The sequence below is a fragment of the Acidimicrobiales bacterium genome (assembly GCA_036273495.1).
Classification (GTDB): Bacteria; Actinomycetota; Acidimicrobiia; order Acidimicrobiales; family JAJPHE01; genus DASSEU01.
This window is the reverse complement of sequence record DASUHN010000405.1, coordinates 1-4,273: the sequence shown is the minus strand read 5'-3', so window position 1 is coordinate 4,273 and position 4,273 is coordinate 1. Positions and strand designations below refer to the sequence as shown.

The window sequence follows — 4,273 nt, the reverse complement described above, 5'->3', positions numbered from 1 at the left end:
ACTCCGACGCCACCCGCCTCTTTGCCGAGCGGGCCGACACGGCCTGGCCCGGTTTCGAGGTGACGGAGTCCAATGCCGACGCGGTGGTCCGCATCTGCCAGCGCCTGGACGGCATGCCGCTCGCCATCGAGCTGGCCGCGGCCCGGCTCCGCTCGATGAGCGTCCAGCAGCTGGCCGACCGCCTGGACGACCGCTTCCGGCTCCTCACCACCGGGGACCGCGCCGCCCTGCCGCGCCACCGCACCCTCGAGGCGTCGGTCGAGTGGAGCCACGACCTGCTGAGCGACGAGGAGCGGGCCCTGTTCCGGCGCCTGGCGGTGTTCGCCGGTCAGTTCGACCTGGGCGCGGCGGAAGCGGTGTGCTCGGCGGCCCCGTTGGGCGCCGGCAGTGTTGCCAGCCTCTGCGGGGAGCTCGTCGACAAGTCGCTGCTCACCCGGGTCAACGGACCCCACGGTGAGCCGCGCTACCGCATGCTCGAGACCATCCGGCACTTCGGGCTCGACCGGCTGGCGGAGTCCGGCGAGGAGCCTCCCCTCCGGGCCGCCCACGCCCATGCCTTCACCGACCGGGCCCTGCAGGCCGTCCCGGAGCTGCACGGACCGAACACCCCGGCCTGCGTGGGCCAGCTGGACGCCGACCGCGCCGACATCCGGGCGGCGCTGGAGTGGCTGGTCACCGAGGGTGACCCGGCCGAGGGCATGCGCCTGGCCACCGGCCTGTGGATCTACTGGCGCTACCGCGACGAGCCCGCCGAGGGCCGGTCGTGGATCGAGCGGGCGGGGGACCGCGGCGAGCACGGGCGGGCCGAACGGCTGGCGGCGGCGGTGGGCTCGGCCCGGCTGGCGATCCTGGCCGACGACCCGGCGGGCACCCGGGCGGCCTGTGAGGAGGGCCACTCCGTCCTCGGTGAGCGGGACGACTGGTCCCGGTCCCATCTGGCCGCGGTCGAAGCCGAGCTGCTCCGCCTGGAGGGATCGGACCGGGTGCGCGCCGAGGACCTCGCCCGGGACGCGGTGGCGGGCTTCCACCGGTGTCGCGACGCCTACTGGGAGGGCCACGCCCGCCGGGTCCTCGGCCAGCTGGCCTGGGACAAGGGGGACCTCACCCGGGCGGCGGCGCTGGCCGGCCAGTACCTGACCCTGTTCGAGACGTGTGGGGACGCCGAAGGTGTGGCCGGGGCCAAGCTGATGCTGGCCGGGCTGGCCCGCGACCAGGGGGATCTGCCGACCTCCACCCGGCTGTACGAGGAGAGCCTGGTGGGGTTCCGGGCCATCGGTCAGCCCTGGGGCCAGGCCGAGGCGGCCCGCCACTTCGGGACGCTGATCCTGGCCACCGGGGACGACGGACGGGCCGAGGAGCTGGGCCGGGAGAGCCTCCGGCTGTGCGAGAACCTCGGGCTGGGGCGGGGGATCGGCCAGTCCTGCGAGCTGCTCGGCCGGGTGGCGTTCGAGCGCGGCCAGCTCGACGAGGCCCAGGAGCTGTGCGAACGGGCCCTCAAGCAGCTGGGAGCCCACGGCTACCCCGGGGACGTGGCGTCGGTCGCGTGCACGGCCGGCCACTTGGCCCTGCACCAGGGCCAGCTCGACCGGGCCGCCGAGCTGCTCCAGGCCTCGATCGGCCCGTCCCGGGGCTTCGGCTACCGGAGGAACCCGGCCCAGGCCCTCTCGTATCTGGCCCGGGTGCGGGCCCGCAACGGCGACCCGGGCGGGGCCAGCCTGGCCGAGGAGGCCCTGGAGCTGGCGCGCCAGGCCGGGGACGCCCGGACGACGGCGGCCAGCCTGGAGGCCCTGGCCGAGGCGGTGCTGCTGGAGGGGCGGCCCCCCCAGGCGGCCCGGCTCATGCTGGTGGCCCGTTACACGCGCCAGGCGGCCGGGCTCGAGCCGACGAGGGTGGAGGAGAGCGACCGGGACTTCGCCGCCGCCGCCGTGGAGCAGGCCCTGGGCGGCGACGAGTTCGGGCCGGCGTGGACGAGGGCGTGGGACAGCGACGTCATCGACCTGGTGACCCTCGACGCGCTGTCGGCGGCACCCGACGCCATCCTCGGCTCGCCGACGACGGTGTGGAGCGGGCCCGAGCGGCGGAACCTCAAACGCCGGCAGGGGGACCGGCGCGAGCCGGCCGACGACGTGGAGGTGAGCGCGACCTCCGACCGGCGCGGCGCCGACCGGCGGCGGTGGGGGCGGCGTCGTTCGGACCGGGTGCCTTAGGCCCCCCGGACCGTCACGCCCCGTCGGCCAGGACCAGCACCGGCTCCGGAGCGGGGAGCTCGCGGATGTCGATCTCGGTGGCGGGCTCGGTCTCCACGACGGCCCCGTCCCCGGCGGGCTCGACCCGGACCAGGGTCATGTAGCCGCCGACCGCGATGGCCAGGCAGCTGACGGCCACGCACGTCGGCAGCACGCCGATGACCCCGGCCACGGCGCCACCGGCGGCCCCGGCCACGCAGTACCCCCCGAGCATGGCCGACTGCAGCAGGCCGAAGGCCGCCGCCCGGCCCTCGGCGGGGAGCCGGCGGGCGACGACGGGGCCGGCGGGGACCACGACCGCGAAGCCGATGCCCGCCCCCGCCCAGCCCACCAGGGCCAGGGGGAAGAAGGTGCCGAAGGTGAAGCCGATCAGGCCGACCAGGGCGCCGGCGAGTAGGACCCCGCTGGCGATGCGGACCAGGCGGGCGTGGTCCCCCACGGTCGGCAGCCAGGGGCTGACCACGATCATGGCGATGGGACCGGCGGCGAGCAGGACGCCGGCGTGGCCCGCCGACCCCCGCGCGTAGACGGCCCCCAGCGACTCGGGGACCGTGCCGGCCAGCGCCGCCACCACGCCGAGCAGGAGGCAGCGGCGGAGCAGCGGGTCACCCCACAGGGCCCGGGCGCCTGCTGAGAGGTGCTCGCGGGCGCTGGCCTCCGGCGCCGACCGGTCCCGTGCGCCCCGCAGCCGGCTGATCAGCGCGGCCGAGAGGAGGAACGAGCCGGCGTTGAGGCCGAGGGTCGTGTTGGCGCCGAGGATGGCGGTCAGCCCACCGCCGCAGAGGAAGCCGAGGGCCACCCCGAACTGGGACGTCATCGCGTACAGGGCGCTGACCGAGCCCAGGGCCCGGTCGTCGGCCACCAGCTCCACGCGGACCGCCGAGCGGGCGGCTTCGAAGGGGGGTGTGGCCATCCCGGCCACGAGGGCGGCGCCGAGCAGCACCGCCGTCGGCACTCCCGGCAGGGCGATCAGGCCGTAGAGCACGGCCCGCACCACGTCGGCGATGACCATCACGGTGCGGCGGGGGTGGCGATCGGCCATGGCCGCCAGCACCGTTCCCAGCAGCGCGTAGGGAAGGACCGAGGCGGTGGTGACGAGCCCGGTCGCCAGGGCGGAGTGGGTCCGGGAGTAGACGAGGACGGCGAGGGCGATCCGGGCGGACCAGTCCCCCAGCTCGCTCGTCAGCTGCGCCCCCCACAACAAGCGGATGTTGCGGTCGGCCAGGGGCCGGATCAGTTCCCGCGGTCCGCTCGACAGCATCAGAGGTACTCCGCTCACTCGGGACGAACCCGACTCGGATAATCAGGACGACTGCGACATCAGGTGCATCCGGCGGGCAGAGGAGAGGAGAGGCATCAAGAGATCTCCTCTGCCTGCCGATACATGAGACAGGCCACGCGCTCACCCCACTTGCCAGTTCGGAGAGCGCTGACCGGCGGCCTAGGGCCTGCCCTCAGCAGGGCAGGTTCTAGGACCAGGAGCTACCGCGCCGACTCCACGAGCTACCACGCCGCGACCAAGAGCTTCCACGCATCCAGTTCACCTCCCTCGAGCTTTCGGGGATCCCGTTCCGCATCCCGCTTTCCATGTGTTCAGCTTGCGGGACCCCCCTTGGAAGGCTCTTGGATCCGGCTGTAGCGCGCGCCCATAGCGGGCCAATGGGGAAAAGCACCTGATTGCCGCGTCGGGCCGTCGCGCCGTGGCGGCGGGATTCAGGCGATGGGGATCAGGCGGCGGGGGCGGCCTGAGGGCCGCGGACCAGGCGCCCCACCAGCTCACCGGTGTGCCGGCCGCCGGCGTAGACCTCGGTGCCCGCCACGAACGTGTGCAGGTAGCCCTCGGCGGACTGCAACAGCCGCTTGCCCCCGGCCGGGAGGTCGTAGCGGGCGTGGGCGCCGCCGTCGGAGAGGCCGGGCACGGTGTGGGGATGGGCCAGCATCTGGCCCACGGCGTCGAGGTTTCCCGCGGCGTAGTTCAGCGAGGGCAGGTAGATGAACGACCGTCCCTCGTCGGCCATGCATATGTC

The 4,273-nt window shown here is 74.7% G+C and carries 3 protein-coding genes; 1 reads left to right on the top strand and 2 read right to left on the bottom strand.

Going from position 1 to position 4,273, the window contains the following annotated elements; translation table 11 throughout:
• A partial coding sequence (locus VFW24_17655; GenBank protein HEX5268595.1) for a hypothetical protein occupies positions 1–2,207 on the top strand: 2,207 nt, incomplete at its 5' end.
• A 13-nt stretch (positions 2,208–2,220) separates the two neighbouring features.
• On the opposite strand, the gene VFW24_17650 is transcribed toward VFW24_17655, so the two are convergent.
• Both VFW24_17650 and VFW24_17645 read right to left on the bottom strand, forming a co-directional pair.
• On the bottom strand, positions 2,221–3,525 hold the full coding sequence (locus tag VFW24_17650; protein ID HEX5268594.1) for an MFS transporter: 1,305 nt from the start codon (positions 3,523–3,525) through the stop codon (positions 2,221–2,223).
• 448 nt (positions 3,526–3,973) lie between these two features.
• On the bottom strand, positions 3,974–4,273 hold a 300-nt coding region (locus VFW24_17645; GenBank protein HEX5268593.1), incomplete at its 5' end, for a hypothetical protein.